The sequence below is a fragment of the Billgrantia desiderata genome (genome assembly GCF_900108215.1).
GTDB classification, from domain to species: Bacteria; Pseudomonadota; Gammaproteobacteria; order Pseudomonadales; family Halomonadaceae; genus Halomonas; species Halomonas desiderata.
In genome coordinates this window covers 58951-81542 of record NZ_FNVC01000016.1, presented here as the reverse complement: position 1 = coordinate 81542, position 22592 = coordinate 58951, and the positions used below count along the sequence as shown (strand labels likewise).

18 protein-coding genes and 1 pseudogene are annotated in these 22592 nt (G+C 62.5%); 12 read left to right on the top strand and 7 right to left on the bottom strand.

Going from position 1 to position 22592, the window contains the following annotated elements:
- Positions 1 to 49 precede the first annotated feature (49 nt).
- From C4S71_RS14685 to C4S71_RS14665, 5 genes are all read left to right on the top strand, one after another.
- Entirely contained in the window at positions 50 to 490 is a 441-nt protein-coding gene (locus C4S71_RS14685; RefSeq protein WP_103969635.1) for a VapA/VapB family virulence-associated protein, read from the top strand.
- 189 nt (positions 491 to 679) lie between these two features.
- On the top strand, positions 680 to 1174 hold the full coding sequence (locus tag C4S71_RS14680) for a GNAT family N-acetyltransferase (RefSeq protein ID WP_103969634.1): 495 nt from the start codon (positions 680 to 682) through the stop codon (positions 1172 to 1174).
- 48 nt (positions 1175 to 1222) lie between these two features.
- Positions 1223 to 1615 (top strand): VOC family protein, encoded by a 393-nt coding sequence (locus C4S71_RS14675; protein WP_103969633.1) that lies wholly within the window; start codon positions 1223 to 1225, stop codon positions 1613 to 1615.
- Positions 1616 to 1710: 95 nt separating this feature from the next.
- A complete protein-coding gene (locus C4S71_RS14670; protein WP_103969632.1) occupies positions 1711 to 2040 on the top strand; it encodes a hypothetical protein in 330 nt (109 codons plus the stop codon).
- 208 nt (positions 2041 to 2248) lie between these two features.
- Positions 2249 to 2518, top strand: coding sequence for a DUF2798 domain-containing protein (locus C4S71_RS14665; protein ID WP_103969631.1), 270 nt, complete (start codon positions 2249 to 2251; stop codon positions 2516 to 2518).
- Positions 2519 to 2643: 125 nt separating this feature from the next.
- Here the strand turns inward: C4S71_RS14665 and C4S71_RS14660 are convergent, their stop codons facing one another.
- The gene (locus C4S71_RS14660) at positions 2644 to 3522 is read right to left on the bottom strand and encodes an AraC family transcriptional regulator (RefSeq protein ID WP_103969630.1); all 879 of its coding nucleotides are present in this window, start codon (positions 3520 to 3522) and stop codon (positions 2644 to 2646) included.
- A gap of 138 nt (positions 3523 to 3660) precedes the next feature.
- On the opposite strand from C4S71_RS14660, the gene C4S71_RS14655 reads away from it, so the two are divergent.
- The 4 genes and pseudogenes from C4S71_RS14655 to C4S71_RS14645 all read left to right on the top strand — a co-directional run bounded on the left by C4S71_RS14655 (position 3661) and on the right by C4S71_RS14645 (position 11590).
- On the top strand, positions 3661 to 4416 hold the full coding sequence (locus C4S71_RS14655) for an SDR family oxidoreductase (protein WP_103969629.1): 756 nt from the start codon (positions 3661 to 3663) through the stop codon (positions 4414 to 4416).
- A gap of 228 nt (positions 4417 to 4644) precedes the next feature.
- Positions 4645 to 6660, top strand: a pseudogene (locus C4S71_RS22750) (type VI secretion system Vgr family protein); the annotation flags it as partial.
- Positions 6661 to 6729: 69 nt separating this feature from the next.
- On the top strand, positions 6730 to 10380 hold the full coding sequence (locus C4S71_RS22745; RefSeq protein WP_235014494.1) for an RHS repeat-associated core domain-containing protein: 3651 nt from the start codon (positions 6730 to 6732) through the stop codon (positions 10378 to 10380).
- Between the two features lie 34 nt (positions 10381 to 10414).
- Positions 10415 to 11590, top strand: coding sequence for an outer membrane protein assembly factor BamB family protein (locus tag C4S71_RS14645; protein WP_103969627.1), 1176 nt, complete (start codon positions 10415 to 10417; stop codon positions 11588 to 11590).
- A gap of 102 nt (positions 11591 to 11692) precedes the next feature.
- Here C4S71_RS14645 and C4S71_RS14640 read toward each other — a convergent pair whose 3' ends face one another.
- The 6 genes from C4S71_RS14640 to C4S71_RS14615 form a co-directional block, all read right to left on the bottom strand.
- On the bottom strand, positions 11693 to 12592 hold the full coding sequence (locus C4S71_RS14640) for a hydroxymethylglutaryl-CoA lyase (protein WP_086510400.1): 900 nt from the start codon (positions 12590 to 12592) through the stop codon (positions 11693 to 11695).
- Between the two features lie 179 nt (positions 12593 to 12771).
- Positions 12772 to 14817, bottom strand: coding sequence for an acetyl/propionyl/methylcrotonyl-CoA carboxylase subunit alpha (locus tag C4S71_RS14635; protein ID WP_103969626.1), 2046 nt, complete (start codon positions 14815 to 14817; stop codon positions 12772 to 12774).
- Positions 14814 to 15647, bottom strand: coding sequence for an enoyl-CoA hydratase-related protein (locus C4S71_RS14630; protein WP_103969625.1), 834 nt, complete (start codon positions 15645 to 15647; stop codon positions 14814 to 14816). Before C4S71_RS14630 ends, C4S71_RS14635 begins: the two co-directional genes overlap by 4 nt.
- Positions 15648 to 15843: 196 nt before the next feature.
- Positions 15844 to 17451 carry a carboxyl transferase domain-containing protein gene (locus tag C4S71_RS14625; protein ID WP_103969624.1) on the bottom strand — a complete coding sequence of 536 codons (1608 nt, stop codon included), beginning with the start codon at positions 17449 to 17451 and terminating at the stop codon, positions 15844 to 15846.
- 11 nt (positions 17452 to 17462) lie between these two features.
- On the bottom strand, positions 17463 to 18632 hold the full coding sequence (locus tag C4S71_RS14620; protein ID WP_103969623.1) for an isovaleryl-CoA dehydrogenase: 1170 nt from the start codon (positions 18630 to 18632) through the stop codon (positions 17463 to 17465).
- A gap of 278 nt (positions 18633 to 18910) precedes the next feature.
- Positions 18911 to 19852: a sodium-dependent bicarbonate transport family permease gene (locus C4S71_RS14615; RefSeq protein WP_086510407.1), complete on the bottom strand. Its 942-nt coding sequence runs from the start codon at positions 19850 to 19852 to the stop codon at positions 18911 to 18913.
- 134 nt (positions 19853 to 19986) lie between these two features.
- Between C4S71_RS14615 and C4S71_RS14610 the strand changes: the two genes are divergently transcribed.
- The 3 genes from C4S71_RS14610 (at position 19987) to C4S71_RS14600 (ending at position 22591) form a co-directional block, all read left to right on the top strand.
- Entirely contained in the window at positions 19987 to 20940 is a 954-nt protein-coding gene (locus C4S71_RS14610; RefSeq protein WP_086510408.1) for a LysR family transcriptional regulator, read from the top strand.
- Positions 20941 to 21108: 168 nt separating this feature from the next.
- A complete protein-coding gene (locus tag C4S71_RS14605) occupies positions 21109 to 22077 on the top strand; it encodes a Bug family tripartite tricarboxylate transporter substrate binding protein (protein WP_235014483.1) in 969 nt (322 codons plus the stop codon).
- Positions 22078 to 22135: 58 nt separating this feature from the next.
- On the top strand, positions 22136 to 22591 hold the full coding sequence (locus tag C4S71_RS14600) for a tripartite tricarboxylate transporter TctB family protein (RefSeq protein WP_086510410.1): 456 nt from the start codon (positions 22136 to 22138) through the stop codon (positions 22589 to 22591).
- Position 22592 lies beyond the last annotated feature (1 nt).

The window sequence follows — 22592 nt, the reverse complement described above, 5'->3', positions numbered from 1 at the left end:
CGGTCGAGGTCCGACCGCCATTCCAGAACAACATACGAGGTATCACCCCATGAACGCTCCGCAAACCATCGACAAGCAGCTGATCGCCCACGACTTCCGTGTCGCCATGCATGGCAAGCTCGAGCCCGAGAAGATCGACGATGTCGCCCAGACACTGGTTGCTTCCGAAACGGCCTATCCCGCCAACGGCAGCGTGGCCAGCCTGATCTTCTATCTGAAGTTCCAGGTCAATATCACCAATGGCGGCAAGACCTTCGACGGCAACGCTGGAGGCGCCTCCTCACCGGGCGGCGGCGCACTCTTCGGACACGTCTACACCAACGATCTCGAGCGGCTTTATCGCGACACCGTGAGCTTCGAGTTCCAGGGCACGCCGGTCTACCTGAGCATCCTGTTCTTCGACAGCCACAGCAAACTGCTGGGCCACTTCCAGTCGGGGGCAGTCTCCACCGTCACCGGTGTTGGAGGTGGCAAAGGCAAGTGGCATTGAGCTGTGTACTTGTTCCTTACTTGGTCAACAACCGGGGGCGCTTAGGCGCCCCCGGCTTTGTTAGGCGTCAATAAAATGTCTCCGTGCCTGTTGGCGTTGCCGGCAACGCTGGCGTAGGGTAAGGAAAAACTGAATAAGCATGCGCATGAAGCCCAGCGTGCGTACACCCCTAGGCCACGACAAGACGCCATGCAGCCGATCACGATCAGACACATGGAGCCTGCCGATATTCCGCAGGTGCATGCACTGTACTCCGAGCCCCACGCATACTCGGATACGCTGCAGCTCCCTTACCAGCCGGTCGCCGTTTGGGAGAAAAGGCTCGACTGCTCTCGCCCGGGTTTCGTCTGCCTGGTTGCCATCCAAGACGAGCAGGTTGTTGGGCAGCTGGGATTGGAAGTCTTCCAGTCTCCTCGTAGACGCCATGTCGCAACATTTGGCATGGGCGTCAAGGCAGCCGCCCGGGGCGCCGGCGTAGGATCTGCGCTCGTAGCGGCCGCAATCGAAACCTGCGAGAAGTGGATGAACGTTTCGCGTATTGAGGTCGAGGTCTACACAGAAAACCAGGCAGCCATTGGTCTCTACGAGAAGCATGGTTTTGTGATTGAGGGAACGTGCCGAAACTACGCTTTTCGCAACGGCCAGTATGTGGACGCACACCTGATGGCGAGGGTGGTAGCCTAGTTCATTGACGTTGGTGGGTTGTCTTTTGTGCTCAATAGGAAAAAAGAAATGTTAAATCATGTGATGATTGGGTCGAATGATCTCGAGCGTTCGAAGCGCTTCTACGATGCCGTGCTCGGCACGCTGGGAGCAGGGGAACCACTGCGCCACCAGGCGGCTTCCGGCCATATGCGTCTCTTCTACCGGCATGAAGGGAGCACGTTTTGTGTGACTGAGCCCATCAATGACGAAGAAGCGACGACTGCGAATGGCAGCACGATTGGCTTCAAGTGCAACTCCCCTGAGCAGGTTCAGGCGTTCCATGACACAGCGGTCGCACATGGAGGCAAGACGATCGAAGATCCGCCCGGGCTAAGGGAAAGCAGCTTGGGCGCAGTGCATCTCGCTTATGTACGTGACCCGGATGGCCACAAGCTATGTGCCATCTATCGCGCAAAGTAAGCATCGTTGGCTGAAGGCACCCACAACTGCCCGCGCGCCGCGTTTAGAGACGCGGCGCGTGAGTAGTAGTCTATGCAATTTTTCAGGGAGATATAATGGTTACGATAAAGGCGTGTTATATAGATGATGAACGCCAGTACATGGAATTTAAAGCTCAGCTAACAGCCAATAACCAAATAGATGAAAATGAGAAAATTTTTGGTGTGGCGGTAGAGTGGGAGAAGGAAAAGAGCAACTATACTAAATGGCCTTTTATTGTTTCTCCAGATGATGGGCATTGGGCTTTCGTCGAGTGGGAAGGAAGCGACCAAGTTACCATGATCGATCTAATGGGAAGGAACGTCGTTGTGGGTGCGACATTTACGAGAATAGATGGCATGCAAGGGAAAAGTAACTATAAAATTAAGTCCATCGCGGTGGCATAAAAATCTGGCACTTCTCGCACGACACCCAGCGTTAGGCAACTCTTGCCATGCTTGGTCGCACGCACTACCATGTTGCCTGTCATCGCGACATGCGCGACTGACCGTAAGCGTTCAACGTCAATCAACGCGCCGCTACCACCGGCCTGCCGGAGGGGTTAGCTCGGTTTTGAGCGAATGTGCCTTACTTGACTGTATCCAGGAGAGCCTGATGAACGCTTCAGACAAACCGACCATTTTTCTTGGCATCCCAAAACTTCCCGCGCGTTATGCATCCCTCGTTATGCCTTTGTTGCTGTCCATCCTGATGACGTGCATCGTTTCGCTGATCAGTACGTTGACGGGTGTGAGCATTACCCCGCAGTTCATTGCTAAGTGGCTGAGTGCATGGGCTGTTTCTTGGGTCATTGCATTCCCGGTATTGCTGTTAGTACTGCCGATTGTCCGCAAGGCTACTGCGGCTCTAGTGCGAGCATCCTGATAATTGAGTTAAGCCAGACACAAAGCCCTGAGCCAAGCAGTTGGCTCAGGGCTTTCGTTTCTATGCCTGCCTACTCCGCTTCCAGCGCTGCCCACCTTCGAGCGGTTCGGCCGGCTGACAAGGCCCTACGCGTGGTTTTTATGTCTAGCCGTATCTTTGGCTGGCGGCAAGCCGAAGAACCGGCGGTATTCGCGGCTAAATTGTGACACGCTTTCATAACCCACGGTGAATGCCGCACTGCTCGCCGATACCCCTTCTCCAAGCATTAGCCGTCTTGCCTCGATCAAACGTAATTGTTTCTGAAACTGCAGCGGTGTCAGTGAGGTCTGTTGACGGAAATGGTGGTGGAATGATGAGGGGCTCATACCCGCTACGGAAGCCAGATGCTCCACTGGCAAAGGTTTGTTGAAGCCTGTACGCAGCACTGTCACCGCTCGAGCGATGCGCTGGGCATGTCCCTCGGGCCAACCGAGGCGGCTGATGGCAGAGCCATGGCGCCCAGCTAGTAGCCAGTAGTGCAGTTCCCGCATCAGCGAAGCGTGCAGCACCGTTACGGAAGCTGGACGATCCAGAAGACGCATCAGGCGTAGCACGGCCTCGCTTACCTCGACATCGGTTGGTTCAACCTTTATCGGTGCTGAGTCTGGGGGCGGGATGGATTGAATTTCCTCCATCAGCTCAGTGACCAGTGCAGGATTCAGGTCGATCACCAACGAGATATAAGGGGCTTCGGTAGTCGCCTGAATGATCTGGCTAACAGTTGGTACATCCGCCGTGATCAGTAATGAATCTCCAGCACCGAAGGTGAATACGTCAGCTCCCATCATCACCTGCTTACTGCCCTGCAGTACTAGGCATGCGAGAGGGCGGGTGATTGCATAATCCAGCCCACTGGGCTCGGGCGCAGTAAGGATAGTCAGCTCTGGAATCGGTGTCTGGGCCAGGCTGTTGGGATCTGATTTCCTTACATAACCTCTAACGGCCTGAAGCAGAGCATCGGTCATGATTCGTCCCTTGAGCAGTTGGTAGCCGCATCGGTGTCCCGTTGGAGGAATAGGCAAATAGCGTCGAGGTTTCGGTAAGGACGGGTTTTTTCACGGAACACACAATGAGATCCCGTTCACGAACCACAGGGTATTATCATGACCAAGATCGCCATTGTAACCGGTTCCAGCCGTGGTCTCGGCCGTAACACCGCACTGAATATCGCTCGCCAGGGCAGCGATGTCGTCATTACCTATCATAGCCAGGCCGATGCGGCTTTGACGGTGGTTGCTGAAGTCGAAGCGCTGGGGCGCAGGGCTGTCGCGCTGCAGCTCGACGTGGGCAATGCCTCTAGCTTCGCGGCCTTCGCTGATCGGCTGCGTATGATGCTCCGCGATACCTATCATCGTGACACCTTCGATTACCTTGTCAACAACGCTGGGCATGGTGATATGGCACCGTTGGCCGAAACCACTGAAGAGCAATTTGATGCGCTGGTAAACGTACACTTCAAGGGAGTCTTCTTCCTTACTCAGGCATTGCTGCCACTGATTGCTGATGGTGGCCGCATCATCAACCTTTCCTCTGGGCTGACTCGTGTCTCCTATCCAGGCTTTTCCGCCTACTCGGCGGTCAAGGGAGCAGTAGAAGTCCTGAGTGTCTACATGGCCAAGGAATTGGGAAGTCGCGGCATCACGGTTAATACCGTGGCACCGGGGGCGATTGAAACCGACTTTCTTGGTGGGGCAGTTCGCGATATTCCAGACCTGAATAAAGTCTTCGCTGAGATGACAGCTCTGGGCCGTGTGGGCGTTCCCGACGACATCGGCCCAATGATTGCCAGACTTTTAGGGGAGGAGAATCGCTGGATCAATGCCCAGCGCATCGAGGTTTCCGGCGGCCAAGCGATTTAAACTGCCAGCGCCACGCCGAGCTTCGAACGGCTCGGCTGGCGCCATTTGCTGAGCCAGCCGACGAGAAGAGAGGGTAGCTCACTTTCCTTTGTAAGCTATTTCTTACATTCTTATCAGCGAAGCGCCACAGATACGCCTGGCCGCGATTGGTATGCTTTGCTGCGCGAAAAAGCGTGCGTACGCAAAACGACCAATAACATCGAGTACTTCCAGCCGCAGGGAGGCGACATGGCCAAGGCCACCGGTTTGCATTTCACTCTGACCTTGCCCGATACCGAGGGCCTGGCGGTCATCGAGTTCACCCACCGGGAACGGCTCTCCGCCCCCTTCAAGCTCACGGTGCGCTTCGCCAGCCGTAACGGCAGCCTCTCCGCCCGCGACATCCTCGACCGCGAGGCCACCCTGACGATCTGGCAGGACGACGAGATGCTGCGCCAGGTGAACGGCATCGTCAGCGAGTTCGCCCGTGGCGACCGCGGCCACCGCCACACCTTCTACCGGATCGAGATCCGTCCCGCCCTGTGGCGCCTCGGCCTGCGCCAGAACTCGCGCATCTTCCAGGAGGTCTCGCCGCTCACGGTACTCAACACCCTGTGCGACGAGCACGGGCTGACCGATCTCGCCTTCGCCGCCACCCGTGAACCCGAGCCTCGGGAGTACCTCACGCAGTACCGGGAAGACGATCTTGCCTTCGTCGAGCGTCTGGCCGCCGAAGAGGGGCTGTTCTACTTCCATGAGTTCTTCGAGACCGGTGGCGAGACACCCAGCGCCGCCCACCGCCTGGTGTTCGCCGACGCGCCTCAGGTGCTGAGCCACCTGGGCGAGCGTACCTACCACGGTCGCGCCGGGGGCACGCCGCCGGCCCGTCATGTGCGCAAGCTGCAGCAGCATGCCCGGGTCGCGCCGGCCTCGGCCACGCTCAAGGACTACTCGTTCAAGAAACCTGCCTACGGCCAGCTGCACGACCACGCCGCACGCGATCTAGAAGCTCACGGCCAGCGCAGCGACTACGAACACTACGACTACCCCGGGCGCTACAAGGCCGATGCCTCCGGCCTGGCCTTCACTCGCATTCGTCTCGAAGCGCTGCGCCGTGGCGCCAATACCGCCGACGCCGAGAGCGACCTGCCTGAGCTCGCCCCGGGCACCCGTTTCACCTTGACCGACCATGACCTCGAGGACCTTAACCGCGACTGGCAGGTGCTCGGCGTGGTGCACCACGGCAAGCAGCCCCAGGCCCTGGAAGAGGACGGCTTCGTTCAGGGCAGCGAGCAAACCGATCAAAGTGATGGCCTGCAGGATCGGGCAGGCTCGGAAGCCATGACCCGATACCACAACGAACTGGTGCTCATGCCCGCCGACCAGGCCTGGCGCCCCGAGCCCAACCCCCGCCCTCGGGTCGACGGCCCCCAGATCGCCTTCGTCGTCGGCCCCGAAGGCGAAGAGATCCATTGCGACGAGCACGGCCGGGTCAAGGTGCAGTTCCCCTGGGATCGCTATGCCGAGCCCAACGAAACGGCCAGCGCCTGGCTGAGGGTGAGTCAGGACTGGGCCGGCGGCGGCTACGGCAGCATGGCGATTCCGAGGATCGGCCATGAGGTCCTCGTCAGCTACCTGGAGGGCGACCCCGATCAACCGCTGATCACCGGACGGATCTACAACGCCGTCAGTACACCGCCCTACGAACTGCCAGCGCACAAGACCCGCACCGTCATCCGCACCCAGAGTCACCAGGGCGAAGGCTTCAACGAACTGCGCTTCGATGACGAAGCCGGCCAGGAGCAGATCTGGCTGCACGCCCAGAAAGACCTGGAACTGCTGACCCACAACGACCGCACCGAAGAGATCGGCCACGACAGCCATCTCACCGTGCACCGCCACCGCATCAGCGAGATCCACGCCGACGACCACCTCACCGTGCGCCGCCAGCGCCACCTCAAGGTCGACGGCGACGACCACCTCATCGTTGGCGCCACGCGCCACGAAAAGACCGCCCGCGCCCAGCTCGTCGAAGCCGGCCAGGAGATCCACCACCAGGCCGGCAGCAAGACCGTGATCGACGCCGGCGCCGAGATCACCCTCAAGGCCGGCGGCAGCTTCCTCAAGCTCGACCCCAGCGGCATCACCATCGTCGGCGCCCAGGTCAAGATCAACTCCGGTGGCAGCCCCGGCTCGGGGAGCGGGCAAGGGGCGGCGGCGGCGCTGCTGCCGGGTGCCGCCACACCGGAAGCCAGCGAGGACGTGACGCTCAAATCGGTCGGTGCCGGGCTGTTTTCTCAGCTAGGTAATCTGCTGGATCTCGGCAATCCCGCCATGCTCGAAGGCTTGGCCAACCGCTGCAGTGCCTGTGCGCCTGCCGTGGGCAGCCCGGTCAATCCGCTGCTGGGCGCCAAGCTGCTGCCCGCGGAAACCGACTTCGCCTTGCCGGCACCGCGGCCCTTCGTGTTCTCACGCGGCTACCTCTCCGCCAATGCCCGTATCGGCGTGCTGGGGCAGGGGTGGTCGGTACCCGGCGACGGCCTCTCGCTCACTCTGCGAGACGATGCCTGCGTAATCCACGATGCCCAGGGCCGCGACATTACCTTCGGCGCTCTGGCGCCGGGTCAGTCGCGCTATTCGCCCACCGAGCAGCTTTGGCTGCGGCGTGGCGGCGAGCCGACTGAGCTGGAAGCGGGCAAGGATGGCGAAAGCGCCCGCTGGGCAGCTCTGCCAGAAGCCCTGCGTCACGACCCACAGACCATCGTGCTGAGCGATGATGACCTCTACTACGTCTTCGCACCGACGCAGGAGGCATCGTCTACCTGGCGCCTCGCCCAGGAACTGGACCGCAACGGCTACGCCACCACCTACCGCTGGGAAGCCGAGCTGCTCGTCCAGGTCGAAGACAGCGCCGGGCGCCACTTCCACTTCGACTACGAAGCACTGCTGCCGGCGAGCGAGCAGGACAGCGGCCAACGCCTCAGCGGCGTACGCCTGGTGCGTGAGGCCGATGGCAGCACCCAGGACGACTGGCTGGTGCGCTATGCCTACAGCCCAGAAGGCGACCTGATCAGCGTGCAGCTGCGTCACGGCGAGGTCGTACGCGAATTCGAGTGGCAGGACCACATGCTCACGGCTCACCGCGTGCCCGGTGGTATCGAAGCTCGCTACACCTGGGACCGCCATGTCCCGGAAGGCCGGGTCATCGCCCAGGAGGAGAGCGGTGGGCTGACGCGCACCTACGCCTACCATCCGGATCACACCCTGGTGACCGACAGCCTCGGCCGCGAGGAGCGCTACCACTTCAGCGGCTCTGGCCCCGGCCAGCGCTGGACGGCTCACACCCGTGCCGATGGCTCGGTTATTCAGTACCGCTACGATCACGCCGGGCAGCGTATCGCCACCATTGATCCGCTCGGCAGAGAGACCGCGCTCGAACGCGATGAAAGCGGGCAGGTCATCGCTCAGATAGGCCCCGACGGCAGCCGCTGGGCCATTACCCGCGACGCGCAAGGGCAGCCCATCGCCGTGTCCGGCCCGGAAAACCATCGTTGGCAGTTCGAGCGCGATGTCCGCGGCAACCTCATTCGTGTCACTGGCCCCGAGGGCACCACCACCTTCGCCTTCGAGAGCGAAGCGCTGCCCGATCGTCCCACCGCCGTCACCGATGCCGGCGGTAGCACCCGCCGACTCGAATGGAACGCCTTGGGCCAGCTCGTTGCCGAGACCGACTGCTCCGCCCAGACCACCCGCTACGACTACGATAGCCGTGGCTACCTGCTGGCCGTGACCAACGCTCTGGGTGAAACCACCCGCACCACCCACGACGAGATGGGCCGGCGCATCGCCACCCAACTACCTGATGGCAGCCGCTGGCAGCATCACCACGACCTGCAGGGCCGGCTCGTCGAGCAAGAGGGACCGCAAGGCTATCGGCAGCAGTTCCACTACGACGCCCACGGTCGCCCCGTACTGCGAATCGACGCCGACGGCGGCCGCGAGCATTACGCCTACGACGAAGCTGGCCGACTCAGTGAACTGACCCTGGCCAACGGCGCCGGCTACCACTTCGAGTACGACGAGATGGATCGCCTCGTCAGCGAGACCGGGCCGGACGGCCGCGAGCAGCGCTACACCTACGACGCCGCAGGCCAGTTGAGCTCTCGCGCCGAAGCCCACCGGCTTGGTCCCGACGGGCAGCCGCTCGCCGTTCATTACGAGTTCGACGCCAACGGACGCCTGATCGCTCGCCACCTGCCCGCAACCGATTCGGCCCCGGCCAGCACCGAGCGCTATCAGTGGCGCGCCGACGGCCAGCTCAGCGGTGTCGTCAATCCTGAGAGCGAGGTCTCCTTCGCTTATGACACTGCCGGTCGTCCCATTGGCGAACGGCAGCGCCATCATGCCGACGGCGACGTAGCCGCCTGGCAATGGCAGCACCAGCAACGCCTGACCGCCACCGGTGCACCCCAGGCCAGCCGCTACGGGGATCTGCCCGAACTCGCCTGGCACACCTACGGCAGCGGCCACCTGCACGGCCTCAGCGCTCCCGGGCTGGGCCTCGAGCTCGCCCTCGAACCCGACGCCCTACACCGTGAAACCCAGCGCCGCCTGAGTAGCGCCGACCAGCCCCAACCGCTGATTCTCGAGCGTGGCTACACGGCACTTGGCCAACTGGATCACCTCAGCCTGCGCGGCCCTGGCAGCGCCAAAGGCGAGCAGCACTACCGCTACGACGCCCTCGGGCGGCTCAGCTTCCGCGGCCAGGGTAGTGCCAGCCCGGTCATCGCCTATAGCTACGACGCGGCGGGACGCCTGATCGCCAGTCAGCACGGCGACCGTGCCCACCGCTACCCGGTGGATGCCGCCGGCAACCGCCTCGAAGGCCAAGCCAGCGCTCAGCCCGACAACCGCCTGACCCAGCTTGACGGTGCCCGCTACCGTCACGACGGTGCCGGCAACCTGATCGAGCGCGAGACTTCCAATGGCGAGCGGCTCAGCCTGGGCTACGACGGCGCCAACCGCCTGGTACGGTTGACCCGTACCAGCGCCCAGGGAGTGACCGAAGAAGCCCGCTACCGCTACGACGCCTTGGGGCGGCGCATCAGCAAGACCGTCCATCACGCCAACGGCACCACCGCCACCACCCACTACGGCTGGGATGGCGATCGGCTCGTGCACGAAGAGAAAGAGCGCCACCAAACCACCGTGGTCTACGAGCCCGGCAGCTTCGTGCCCATGCTCCGAATCGACCAGGCCGGTGATGGCGCAGCCAAGCAGATCAGTGCCTTCGTCACCGATGCCCTGGGCACACCCATGCAGCTCGTCACGCCCCGGGGCGACACCCTGTGGCAAGCCCAGCCCGACGACTGGGCCGCGGTCGCCAACGAACAGGGCCGCACCACCCAGCCCATCCGCTTCCAGGGCCAGTGGCACGATGAAGAGAGCGGCCTCTACTACAATCGGCACCGCTACTACGACCCGCAGCAGGGCCGGTACATCAACCAGGACCCGATTGGTCTGAATGGCGGCACCAACCTGTATGGTTACGTCAGCAACCCGACAGGGATGGTGGATCCGCTGGGGTTGTCTGGCCAAATCCGCTTGTTGGTAGGAGCAGAAAAAATAAGGGGTGAAGCTTGGTGTGCGGCGCAATATCTCGCAGCAGCAAGTAGCGTATCTCAGCTCCCCGCTATCGTGGAGCAGCACATTGAAATGGCTGACGAGGCAAGAAGTAGCCGTGTCGATGGCTGCGGCCAGAAAAAACGTAACCAACTAATTTATGGCTCGCCTGCAGATGTTGCCGAAGGTGGTTATAATGCGTGTTTGGATCGAGCTGAAAGAGGTTATCAAGAAAGGTTGTTGGAAATAGCCCGGGAGGATGTCACCCGACGTGCTGGTGTGGATGACCAGCTGAATGAAATTTTTCAGCGTTGCCTTGATCCTTCCGTTGGAGATTTGGAAGTGCCTCGTGGGCGTAGGTGATTTATAAATTAAGTTGTTGGAGCAAGGATGTTACATGGCTATTGAAAACAAGGTGTCGCAAAGTAAGATTATGTTTATAAACTTTCTGTCATATTTTATATTAATGACGGCGGCGCCAGCTTTGCAGGCCGACTCTATAATGTTCCAAGCTAATCTAGAAAGGAATGGTGTTTACGAGGCTGAAGGTCCAAAAAGTGAACCGGTACTGGCATGGACGTTTGATGCAGGTGCTGCTGTGTTTAGCACACCGTTGGTTTACAGTGGCATAGTATATTTTGTTGATATTGACGGCGGAGTGTATGCCCTCAATCAGAGTGACGGTACTTTGTTGTGGGAGAGGAGTCTAGGGGGGCAGCCAAGTTTTCAGATTGCAATTGACGAAGATGTGCTACTCGTAGGGCGGCTATTCTCGGAAGAAGGCGATGGAAGCTACTTGATTGCAATCGACCGAAAATCAGGAGAGGAACGCTGGAAGTTTGAGACCAATGATCGCTCGGGAATGGACTCCCCAACCATATATAATGACATGGTTTTTCTGGCATCTATGTCTAATTTTATCTTTTCTTTAGATTTGGCGGATGGAAAGGAGATCTGGCGGCACCCTATTTCAGGTGGCGATAGGCAGCCTCTTATTTCTAATGGCGTCCTGTATTTTCAAGATGTCTCACAGACAATTTATGCTCTTTCACCTGAGAGTGGAGAGCTACAATGGAGTTTTACTCCGCCCACTGATAGGCAGTGGCATTTTAGCACCCCGGCTATAGGGGGTGAGTATATTTATGCTCTGATAAGTGGTGAGGAAAGTAGTGTGCTTTCCAAAATAAATAAAATTAACGGAGAGCTGGTGTCTGAATTTCCCATTGATTATTCGAGTATGTCATCGGTCAGTTTGGCTGAAAATGTCGCATTTTTTGGCGATGATGGGGAGGGTCATGCAGGGGCACATGGCAACATGAATGCCATAAATGTTAAGAATGGAGAGTTGCTTTGGCGATTTGAAACAGAGGGCTTCGTGAGAGGGGGGGCTGCCATAGCTGGAGATATAGTTTATTTTGGTAGTCACGACCACTATCTATATGCAGTTGATCGCCATACGGGTGAAATGAAGTGGCGTTACGAAACGGGTGCAGGTATAGCATCCGCTCCAGCTGTAGTCGATGGGCGTGTTTATTTTGGCAGTATTGATGGCCATGTTTATGTTTTGGAATAACAACTGCGTCCTATAGTAAGGCTGTACAGTGATAGCATCCACTTGACACAAAACCCCTGAGCCAACCACTTGGCTCAGGGGTTTTCCGTTTCTGCTGTTTGCTTACTTCGCCGCCAGCGCCACGCCCACCTTGGAGCGGTTCGGCCGGCCGATGGTCTGGGTGATCCAGGTGCCGGTTTCGGCGAGCTTGTTGAGGTCGATGCCGGTTTCGATACCCAGGCCGTTGAGCAGGTAGACGACGTCTTCACTGGCCACGTTGCCGGAGGCACCTTTGGCGTAGGGGCAGCCGCCGAGGCCGGCGACGGAGCTGTCCACCACGCTGATGCCTTCTTCCAGCACGGCGTAGAGGTTGGCCAGCGCCTGGCCGTAGGTGTCGTGGAAGTGGGCGGCGAGCTTTTCCATGGGGATGTCGCGGCTCACGGCTTCGATCATGCGCTTGGCGGCGAGCGGGGTGCCGACTCCGATGGTGTCGCCGAGCGAGACTTCGTAGCAGCCCATATCGAACAGCGCCTTGCTCACCTCGGCTACCTTGGCCGGGGCGATCTCGCCTTCGTAGGGGCAGCCGAGCACGCAGGAGACGTAGCCGCGCACGCGCACGTTGGCCTCTCTGGCTCGCTCCAGCACGGGGGCGAAGCGCTCCAGTGATTCGGCGACGGAGCAGTTGATGTTCTTCTGCGAGAAGGCTTCACTGGCCGCGCCGAATACCGCCACTTCTTCCACGCCGCACTCCAACGCCGCTTCCAGCCCCTTGAGGTTGGGGGTGAGGGCGGCGTAGGTCACGCCTTGGCGGCGCGTGAGACCGGTCATCACTTCACGATGGTCGGCCATCTGCGGCACCCACTTGGGCGAGACGAAGCTGGCCGCTTCGATGTAGCCGATGCCGGCAGCGCCCAGGCGGTCGATCAGTTCCAGCTTGGTGGCCGTGTCGATCGGGTTGGGCTCGTTCTGCAGCCCATCGCGGGGGCCGACCTCGACCAGGCGCACGCGCTTGGGGAATGCCATTTGTAAACTCCTTCCTGTTCACGGCCATGGTCATGATTCGCGGCTGATCCGTCGACAGGGCTATGCGGAGGCGCTGTAAATCCTTCCCTGGACGCTACATTTGCCATCCATGGCAAATAACCTCCGCTTCGCCCTGTCCCCGGCGCCGCTTAGCTTGGCTCTCTCACTTCGTTTCCAGTTTACTCGGCGGGAGCAAACTCGAGCAGCACGTCTCCCTGGCCCACCGTATCGCCGGCGTTGAAGTGGAAGCTCTCCACGTGGCCGTCGGCGGGGGCGGTCATGGTGTGTTCCATCTTCATGGCTTCCATGACCATCAGCGGCATGCCTTTTTCCACTTTCTGACCGGCTTCCACCAGCAGCGCGACCACGGTGCCGTGCATCGGCGCGGTGAGGGTCGATTCGGCTTCGTGGTGGCCGTGGTCGATGGCGTCGATGCGGCGCCAGAACAGGCGGGTTTCGCCGCGCGGGTCGACCATCACGACGACGTTACCGTCGCGCCGTGCCTGCAGGCGACGGCGGTGCCCGTTGAGCGTGACGGCCACGGCGTCGCCTTCCAGGTGCTGCAGGCGGGCGGTAAGGGTCTCGCCGCCGATGGTCAGGTCCCACGGATCGGCGCCGCTGGCCCGGGTGCCTTCCACCACGACCACGCCTTCGGCGTCATGCACCTGAGCGATGGACGGGTCGCACAGCGAGATACGGATGGTATGCGGAGCATTGAGGCGGAAGCCGTCGTGGCGGTCCCACGGCGAGTCGCTCTCGCACTCGCGGGCGAGCTGGTTGAGGCCAATCAGCGCGGCACCGGCGTACTCTTCGATGCTGTACTGCTTCGGGGCGAAGAGAGTGGCTTCGTTCTTCTCGATGAAGCGGGTATCCAGCTCCGCGTTGCGGAACGCTGGGTGCGTGGCCAGCCGCTGCAGGAAGGCGCGGTTGGTCACCACGCCCTGCACGTCCAGTGCGGCCAGGGCGCGGTTGAGGGTAGAAAGCGCCTGGTCGCGGTCGTCGCCGTGAACGATCAGCTTGGCGAGCATGGGGTCGTAGTGCATCGAGACCACGTCGCCGGTTTCCACGCCGCTGTCCAGGCGCACCTGGCGCGGGTCGAGTCCGGCGCCCTTGAGGTCCATGGCGAAGCGTTCGAGCCTGCCGGTGGCGGGCAGGAAGTCCTGCTCCGGGTCTTCGGCGTAGAGGCGCGCCTCGAAGCTGTGGCCGGTGATGGTCAGCTCCTCCTGCTGGAGCGGAAGGGCTTCGCCCATGGCCACGCGGAGCTGCCACTCGACCAGGTCCTGGCCGGTGATCATCTCGGTGACGGGGTGCTCCACCTGCAGGCGGGTGTTCATCTCCATGAAGTAGAACGAACCATCTTTATCCAGGAGGAACTCGACGGTACCGGCGCCGACGTAGCCGATCTCCTTGGCGGCGCGTACGGCGGCTTCGCCCATCTCGCGACGCAGTTCGGCGGTCATGCCGGGGGCGGGGGCTTCTTCGAGTACCTTCTGGTGGCGGCGCTGCACGGAGCAGTCGCGCTCGAACAGGTAGACGCCGTTGCCGTGGCTGTCGCAGAACACCTGGACCTCGACGTGACGCGGCTGGGTCAGGTACTTCTCGATCAGCATGCGGGTGTCGCCGAAGGCGGCCTGGGATTCGCGACGGCAGCCGTCCAGCGCAGCCTGGAACTGCTCGGGGGCCTCGACCACGCGCATGCCTTTGCCGCCGCCGCCGGCGCTGGCCTTGAGCAGCACCGGGTAGCCGATCTTGTCGGCTTCGGACTTGAGCAGGGCGTCGTCCTGGTCGTCGCCGTGGTAGCCCGGCACCAGCGGCACACCGGCGTTGGCCATGCGCGCCTTGGCGGCGGACTTGTCGCCCATGGCGGCAATCGCCGAGGCGGGCGGGCCGACGAAGGTGATGCCGGCGGCGTCCAGTGCTTGAACGAAGGCGCCGTTCTCGGAGAGGAAGCCGTAGCCGGGGTGAATGGCGCCGGCGCCGGTGCGCTTGGCGGCCTCGACTACCGCTTCCACCTTGAGGTAGCTCTCGCGGGCGGCGGCCGGGCCCAGACGCACGGCCTCGTCGGCCTCGCGCACGTGGCGGGCGTTGGCGTCGGCATCGGAGTACACGGCCACGGTGCGCAGGCCCATGGCGCGGGCGGTGCGCATCACGCGGCAGGCGATCTCGCCACGGTTGGCCACCAGCAGGGTGTCGAAGGGCGTGGTGCGGGAATCGGTCTGGCTCATGAGCGGCGCTCCGAGGAATTCGTGTTGTCGTCGGCCCAGGCGGGGCGGCGCTTCTCGAAGAAGCTGGTCAGGCCTTCCTGCCCTTCGGCGCTCACGCGCAGCTCGCTGATCACGCGGCAGGTGTGCTCACGGGTGGCCTTGCTGTCGGAGTCGCGGGCCACTTCGGCGAGCAGCGACTTGGTGGCGCGCTGGGCCTGGGGCGAGCCGGCCAGCAGGGTGGCGATCATCGCTTCGACCGCCTCGTCGATGTGGTCGTGGCCGACGATCTGGTGGGCCAGGCCCAGTTCCAGCGCTTTATCGGCGTCGATCACCTCGGCGGTGAGCGCGTAGCGGCGCATCTGGCGCGAGCCCAGGGCGCGCTGCACGTAGGGGCTGATCACCGCCGGGGAGAGGCCGATCTTCACCTCGGAGAGGCAGAACTTGGCCTTCTCTGAAGCGATCACGATATCGCAGCAGGCGGCCAGACCCACGGCACCGCCGAAGGCGGCACCCTGCACGCGGCATACGGTGGGGCAAGGGAGGGTGTCCAGACCGTGCATCAGCTGCGAGAGCTTGCGCGAATCGGCCAGGTTGCCCTCGAAATCGTACTCCACCATGCGTTTCATCCAGCCGAGATCGGCCCCGGCGGAGAAGCTCTTGCCTTCGGAGCCCAGCACCACCACGCGTACCTCGCCGTGGCGGGCGGCGTCGTGGAGCTTGGCGAGGTGCTCGTTGAGCTCGGCGATCAGGCTGTCGTCGAAGGCGTTGTGCACGCCGGGGCGGTTCAGCGTCAGCCGGGCGACGCCGCGCTCGTCGATGCTTAGCTGAGAAAAGCTATCTGTATCAGTCATTTTTCGTGGCTCCCAAATCTCGTAAAGTATTCGAGCGAAGGCCAGGGCTAGGCCCGTTCCCGACGGGCCAACGCACTTCCCACATCCATGTGGGTCGCAAGGCAAAAAACGGCGAAAGAGCGGAGTTTAGGAGCCCTAAATGAGCATCTTGAGCCGTTTTTTAACGCAGTATGGGCGAGCGCAGACACTTTACGACTCACATCCGGAATACGCCGAACCGGGTGTCCTGAACCTCCGCGTTCATCGCCGCGGCGAGCGAGAGTCCCAGCACGTCGCGGGTCTGGGCGGGGTCGATCACGCCGTCGTCCCACAGGCGGGCGCTGGCGTAGTAGGGGTGGCCCTGGCGCTCGTACTGTTCGCGGGTGGGCTGCTTGAAGGCCTCTTCCTCCTCCGCGCTCCACTCGCGGCCTTCACGCTCGTACTGCTCGCGCTTGACCTGGGCCAGCACGCCGGCGGCCTGTTCGCCACCCATCACCGAGATACGCGCGTTGGGCCACATGAACAGCAGGTTGGGGTCGTAGGCGCGGCCGCACATGCCGTAGTTGCCGGCGCCGAAGCTGCCGCCGATCAGCACGGTGAACTTGGGTACCTTGGCGCAGGCCACCGCGGTGACGAGCTTGGCGCCGTGCTTGGCGATACCTTCGTGCTCGTACTTGGAGCCGACCATGAAGCCGGTGATGTTCTGCAGGAACACCAGCGGGATCTTGCGCTGGGCGCACAGCTCGATGAAGTGGGCACCTTTCACGGCGGATTCGGAGAACAGCACGCCATTGTTGGCGACGATGCCCACCGGGTAGCCGTGAATATGGGCGAAGCCGGTGACCAGGGTGTCGCCGTAGTAGCGCTTGAACTCGTCGAAGTCGGAGTCGTCGACGATGCGGCCGATCACCTCGCGCACGTCGAACGGCTTCTTGAGGTCGGTGCCGACGATGCCGTAGATCTCGCTGGGGTCCAGCCGCGGGGGCTTGGGCGCCTGCATCTTGAGCTGGCCGCGCTTCTGCCAGTTCAGCCGCGACACGCAGGCGCGGGCGAGCTGCAGGGCGTGGGCGTCGTTCTCGGCGTAGTGGTCGGCCACGCCGCTCTTCTTGGCGTGCACGTCGGCGCCGCCCAGGTCCTCGGCGCTGATGGTCTCGCCGGTGGCGGCCTTCACCAGCGGCGGGCCGCCGAGGAAGATGGTGCCCTGCTGCTTGACGATGATCGACTCGTCGGCCATGGCCGGCACGTAGGCGCCGCCGGCGGTACACGAGCCCATCACCACGGCGATCTGCGGGATGCCTTCGGCGGAGAGGGTGGCCTGGTTGTAGAAGATGCGCCCGAAGTGCTCGCGGTCGGGGAACACCTCGTCCTGGCGGGGCAGGAAGGCGCCACCGGAGTCGACCAGGTAGATGCACGGCAGGCGGTGCTTGCGGGCGATCTCCTGGGCGCGGATGTGCTTCTTCACCGTCAGCGGGTAGTAGGTGCCGCCCTTGACGGTGGCGTCGTTGGCGACGATCACGCACTCCACGCCACTCACGCGACCGATGCCGGTGACCACGCCGGCGGCGGGCACGTCGCTTTCGTACACCTCATGGGCGGCCAGCGCCGAGAACTCGAGGAACGGCGAGCCCTCGTCGATCAGGTGGTCGATGCGGTCGCGCACGAACAGCTTGCCGCGGCTCTCGTGGCGGGCGCGGGCCTTTTCGCCGCCGCCCTGGCTGATCGCCGCGGTCAGCTCGCGCAGCTTCATCACCTCGTGGCGCATGGCCTTGTCGTTGGCCTGGAAGCCGTCGCTGCGCGGATTGACCTGGGTATTCAGAATCGCCATCGGGGCTCCCCTTACTTGGATTCGTTGAACAACTCACGGCCGATCAGCATGCGGCGAATCTCGCTGGTGCCGGCGCCGATTTCGTAGAGCTTGGCGTCGCGCAGCAGGCGCCCGGTGGGGTACTCGTTGATGTAGCCGTTGCCGCCGAGCAGCTGGATGGCGTCCAGCGCCACCTGGGTGGCCTTTTCCGCGCAGTAGAGGATCACGCCGGCGGCGTCCTTGCGGGAAGTCTGGCCGCGATCGCAGGCCGCCGCCACCGCGTAGAGGTAGGCGCGGCAGGCATTCAGCGTGGTGTACATGTCGGCGATCTTGCCCTGTACCAGCTGGAACTCGCCGATGGACTGGTTGAACTGCTTGCGCTCGTGAACGTAGGGCACGACGACGTCCATGGCCGCCTGCATGATGCCGATGGGGCCGGCGGCGAGCACGGTGCGCTCGTAGTCCAGGCCGCTCATCAGCACGCGCACGCCCTTGCCCTCATCGCCCAGCACGTTCTCGACCGGCACCTCGCAGTCCTGGAACACCAGCTCGCAGGTGTTGGAGCCGCGCATGCCCAGCTTGTCGAGCTTCTGTGCGGTGGAGAAGCCGGGCATGCCTTTCTCGATGATGAAGGCGGTGATTCCCTTGGAGCCGGCTTCCGGGTCGGTCTTGGCGTAGACCACCAGCACGTCGGCGTCGGGGCCGTTGGTGATCCACATCTTGTTGCCGTTGAGGATGTACTTGTCACCCTCCTGGCGGGCGCGCAGCTTCATGGAGACCACGTCGGAACCGGCGCCCGGCTCGGACATGGCCAGCGCGCCGATGTGCTCGCCGCTGATCAGCTTGGGCAGGTACTTGGCCTTCTGCTCGGCATTGGCGTTGATCTTGAGCTGGTTCACGCACAGGTTGGAATGCGCGCCGTAGGAGAGACCCACCGAGGCGCTGGCCCGGGAGATCTCTTCCATGGCGATGCAGTGCGCCAGGTAGCCCATGCCGGTGCCGCCGTCCTCTTCCGGCACGGTGATGCCGAGCAGGCCCATGTCGCCGAACTTCTGCCACAGGTCGTTGGGGAACTCGTTCTTCTCGTCGATCTCGGCGGCGCGCGGGGCGATCTCGTCGCGGGCGAAGGCGTTCACCTGATCGCGCAGCATGTTGTGTTCGTCGTCGAGGCCGAAGTCGAGGGGCTTGTAGGCGGTCAGCATGGCGGAACTCCCTGATGGTTGTGTCGTCGCTGGTGTTTCTGTCGCTAGCGCAGCTGTGCGTCAGGTGCGAAGCTGTCGGGTTGCGCGAACCGCGCAGGCGCAGCTCGCATGGCTATTCACGAATGTTACTAGACTAGGCGAGGTTTACGTTAACGTAAAGTGCAGCCTTGGGGCGTTCTACGAATGTCGAAGAGGCAAGGACAAGGAAAGAGGAGGGTAGAGAGAAAAAAGCGAACGCCACCGGGGTTGCCGGTGGCGTAGAGAGAGTGAGGGACGACTCAGTTACCCAGCCACATGGCCAACTGATAGTAGATGGGGATACCCACGATCACGTTGAGCGGGAAGGTGAAACCGAGCGCCGCGAGCATGGCCAGGCCGATGTTGGCCTGAGGTATTGCCGTCCGCATGGCCGCCGGGGCGGCAATGTACGAGGCGCTGGCGGCCAGTGCCGTGAGAATCATCAGCGAGCCCATGGGCAGGCCCAGCATCAGGCCGACAGCCAGGCCGGCCATGGCCAGGAAGAACGGGGCCACCAGGGCGAAGGTGAGCAGGCGCCAGTGGTACCAGGGAATGGGTCGCAGGGTTTCCGCCGCGGTGAGGCCCATCTGCAGCAGGAACAGGGCGAGCACGGCATGGAAGGCGCCCATGAACAGTTCGGTCACGGCCGCACCTTCCCGCGGGCCGTACATGGCGCCGATCACCGCGCCGCCTGCCAGCAGGATGACGCCACGGTTGGTCAGGGTCTCGTGCCAGATGCCCTGGAACGCCTCGCTGGCTTCCTTGCCGGCATGGCGCCGGTAAAGTGCAATGGCCACCATGATCGCCGGCAGCTCCATCATCACCAGGTATAGGGTGACCTCGGCGCCGATGGGCAGGGCGCGGCTTTCGGCAAAGGCCAGTGCCACGGCGAAGGTACCGGCGCTCACCGAACCGTAGTGGGCGGCGATACTGGCGCTGTCGGCGGGAGAGAGACGTGCGAAGCGGCGCAGGATGGGCATCAGCGCCAGCGGAATCAGTGCGCCGAGGGCGGCGACGGAGAGCAGTTCGGGGATCAGCGACCAGCGCAGGTTACCGTACAGTGCCATGCCGCCCTTGAGGCCGATGGTCAGCATCAGCAGCAGGCTCAGCGTGTCATAGGCGGCCTTGGGGATGTTGAGGTCCGACTTGACCACCCCGGCGAGCAGGCCGAGCAGGAAGAACATGACGACAATGTCAGGCATATCTCTCTCTTCTTCTGTAACCGCAAATGGCAGAGTAGTCGCGGATTGTGCGCAGCGCCTGATATTGATTCCAATAGAATCTCGATAAGATTACTATAGGTGATTATCTATATGACGCGCTGCGGGGCCGCGCCATGAACGTTCGTCACCTTACTTTCCGCCTGCTTCAGGTCTATGTCGTGGTGGTACGAAGCGGCTCGGTCAGCGAGGCGGCGCGCCAGCTCCACCTGACCCAGCCTACCGTCTCGCAGCAGCTCAAGCGCTTGAGCGAAGCGGTGGGTGAGCCGCTGCTGCATATGCGTCGCGGGCGCTTGCTGCCCACCGAGGCAGGGCGGGAGCTCTACCGCGCCAGTCGTGAGGTGCTGGGCCGCTTCGACGATTACCGGGACTACCTCGAGGCATTGCGAGGCGGTGAACGGGGCCGCTTCAGCATCGCGCTGGTCAACACCGCCCAGTACGTGCTGCCACGTTTGCTCGGTCCCTACAGCCAGGCATTTCCCGACGTCGACGTGACGCTGCACATCGGCAACCGCCGCCAGATGCTCACGCGCTTCGAGCGTCAGGACGACGACCTTTATGTGTTCAGCCATCCGCCCTCCCTGGTGCATGCCCTGGCCGGCCGCTTTCTGCGCAACCCGCTGGTGGTAGTGGCGCCTCAGGGGCACCCTCTGGCCAAGCGTGAGGCAATCGCCATGAACGAGCTGCTGGGGGAGCGCTTCCTGCTGCGCGAACCGGGCTCGGCCACGCGCATGATGTTCGAGAGCTGGTTGCAGGAGCACGGCCTGTCGCTGGGGCCGACCCTGCAGATGGCCAGTAACGAGGCGATTCGCGTGGGCGTGGCCGCCGGAATGGGCCTGGCCGTGCTCTCCGAGCACGTGCTGCCGCCGGAGCATCCGGATATCGCCATCCTGCCGGTCACCGATTTCCCCATCGAGAGCCACTGGCAGTTCATCGTACGCCGCGACCGCCGCTTGCCTCACGCCGCCCAAGGCTTTCTGCGCTTCGCCTCGGGACATCTCGGCGAGTGCGTGCAACCGCGTTTCCTTGCCAATGAGCTGGCAAGGCTACTGGCGGATCTCGATCAGTAGTGTGTGATAAGAGGATTAGACATTGGTCGAGTATGGTTGCCATGCAAGGTTGGTGACAGGTTGGCCCTCTAGAGTTGGCGCTGCCGGGGCGAGGCTCCGCAATAAACCAACAATGAGGGTGTACACGCCATGTTCGAAGGAATTTCACAGACCGGTCGGAAGGTGCTCATGACCGGCACTCTGGCAGCCGTGTTGGCTGCACTCACGATGACAGCGCCCGTCGCGGCGGACGATTACCCTGATCGCCCCGTCGATATGGTGGTGGGCTTCGGTACCGGCGGCAGCGCCGACCGCATGGCGCGCGCCATGTCCAACTTCCTGTCCGAAGAACTCGAGACGCCCGTGCGCGTGACCAACCGCCCGGGAGCAGGCACCCAGGTTTCCGCCAACTATATTCTGTCGCGGCCGGACGACGGCTACACCGTTTACGCCTCCACCTTTGCGCCGTACCTGACCAACACCATCCTGACCGGTGGGGCGTCCTACGCCATCGACGACTTCTCGTTCGTCAACTTCCAGTGGTTCGATCTCGACCTGATTGCCGCCAACAAGGACAGCGGCTTCGAGGACCTGCCTTCGCTGCTGGAGGCAATCCGCGACAACCCCGGCCAGGTGCGCGGCTCGGTGGTGCAGGGCTCGGCGGGCCATCTGATGGTTCGGCTGCTGCTCGATGAGGCTGGCATTCCCCAGGACAACCTCAATCTGGTGACCTACAACAGCGGCGGCGAGGCGCGTTCCGCGGTGGCCGGTGGCCAGGTGCACTTCACCTCGATCAGCGCCGAGGGCAGCGAGGGCATCCGTGAGTTCCTCACGCCGCTGGCCGTCGTCAACGACGAGCGCATCGACCAGTGGGACGCTCCGCCCATCAACGAGGCGCTCGAGCCGATGGGTCTCGAAGTACCGGTGCTGCAGGGCTCGATGCGCGGCTTCGCCGTCAGCAGCGAAATGGAGCGCCAGTATCCCGAGCGCTTCGAGGCGCTCTCCGAGGCGATCCAGAACACCCTGGCGCGCAAGGATGTCCAGGATCATCTCTCCGCCAACGACATCGGCGGCGTCTGGGTCGGCCCCGAGCGCGCCAACGAGCTGATGCAGGCCAACTACGAAGTGTTCGAGAAGTACGCTCACCTGCTGAAGTGATCCCTGCCGCATGACGCGGCCCCGGCCAGCCATGGTCGGGGCCGCCTGGAGTCGTCTCATGACCACCCATAAACGCGACTATGGGGACCTGCTGGTCCTCATGGCTCTGGCCGGCTTTACCCTGTGGTACCTGATGGATGCCATTCGGGTCTCGTCGGCCATACAGAATCTCCTGCTGATCCTGCCCTTGTCTCTCGTGGTGCTGGCCATCGTGCTGCTGGAGGTGGCCATTCGCCTGAAGCAGGGCACTCTGCTCACCCGTCCGGATGACGGTGGGGAACCGCTGCATCGCACGCTGCCGGTAGTGGGGCTGTTTGCCGCCTATGTCATCTCTCTGGAAACCCTGGGCTTCGATGTGGCCACGGTGCTGTTCGTTGCCCTGTTCCTGCTGCTCAAGGGCGAACGTAACTGGCTGCTGCTGGGCGGCTACAGCCTGGCCTTCGGCTTCGGCACGGCGTTCTTCTTCGCCGAGATGCTGCCCTATCCCATGCACATGCTGGTCCTGCCGGACTGAG

Bases quoted from the DNA above. Each gene is read 5' to 3' on its own strand.
- C4S71_RS14605 (WP_235014483.1), top strand. From the start codon at position 21,109: ATGACCGGCACTCTGGCAGCCGTGTTGGCTGCACTCACGATGACAGCG.
- C4S71_RS14615 (WP_086510407.1), bottom strand. From the start codon at position 19,852: ATGCCTGACATTGTCGTCATGTTCTTCCTGCTCGGCCTGCTCGCCGGG.
- C4S71_RS14680 (WP_103969634.1), top strand. From the start codon at position 680: ATGCAGCCGATCACGATCAGACACATGGAGCCTGCCGATATTCCGCAG.
- C4S71_RS14685 (WP_103969635.1), top strand. From the start codon at position 50: ATGAACGCTCCGCAAACCATCGACAAGCAGCTGATCGCCCACGACTTC.
- C4S71_RS14670 (WP_103969632.1), top strand. From the start codon at position 1,711: ATGGTTACGATAAAGGCGTGTTATATAGATGATGAACGCCAGTACATG.
- C4S71_RS14655 (WP_103969629.1), top strand. From the start codon at position 3,661: ATGACCAAGATCGCCATTGTAACCGGTTCCAGCCGTGGTCTCGGCCGT.
- C4S71_RS14620 (WP_103969623.1), bottom strand. From the start codon at position 18,632: ATGCTGACCGCCTACAAGCCCCTCGACTTCGGCCTCGACGACGAACAC.
- C4S71_RS14675 (WP_103969633.1), top strand. From the start codon at position 1,223: ATGTTAAATCATGTGATGATTGGGTCGAATGATCTCGAGCGTTCGAAG.
- C4S71_RS14630 (WP_103969625.1), bottom strand. From the start codon at position 15,647: ATGACTGATACAGATAGCTTTTCTCAGCTAAGCATCGACGAGCGCGGC.
- C4S71_RS14625 (WP_103969624.1), bottom strand. From the start codon at position 17,451: ATGGCGATTCTGAATACCCAGGTCAATCCGCGCAGCGACGGCTTCCAG.
- C4S71_RS14640 (WP_086510400.1), bottom strand. From the start codon at position 12,592: ATGGCATTCCCCAAGCGCGTGCGCCTGGTCGAGGTCGGCCCCCGCGAT.
- C4S71_RS14665 (WP_103969631.1), top strand. From the start codon at position 2,249: ATGAACGCTTCAGACAAACCGACCATTTTTCTTGGCATCCCAAAACTT.
- C4S71_RS14635 (WP_103969626.1), bottom strand. From the start codon at position 14,817: ATGAGCCAGACCGATTCCCGCACCACGCCCTTCGACACCCTGCTGGTG.
- C4S71_RS14600 (WP_086510410.1), top strand. From the start codon at position 22,136: ATGACCACCCATAAACGCGACTATGGGGACCTGCTGGTCCTCATGGCT.
- C4S71_RS14660 (WP_103969630.1), bottom strand. From the start codon at position 3,522: ATGACCGATGCTCTGCTTCAGGCCGTTAGAGGTTATGTAAGGAAATCA.
- C4S71_RS22745 (WP_235014494.1), top strand. From the start codon at position 6,730: ATGCTCGAAGGCTTGGCCAACCGCTGCAGTGCCTGTGCGCCTGCCGTG.
- C4S71_RS14610 (WP_086510408.1), top strand. From the start codon at position 19,987: ATGAACGTTCGTCACCTTACTTTCCGCCTGCTTCAGGTCTATGTCGTG.
- C4S71_RS14645 (WP_103969627.1), top strand. From the start codon at position 10,415: ATGGCTATTGAAAACAAGGTGTCGCAAAGTAAGATTATGTTTATAAAC.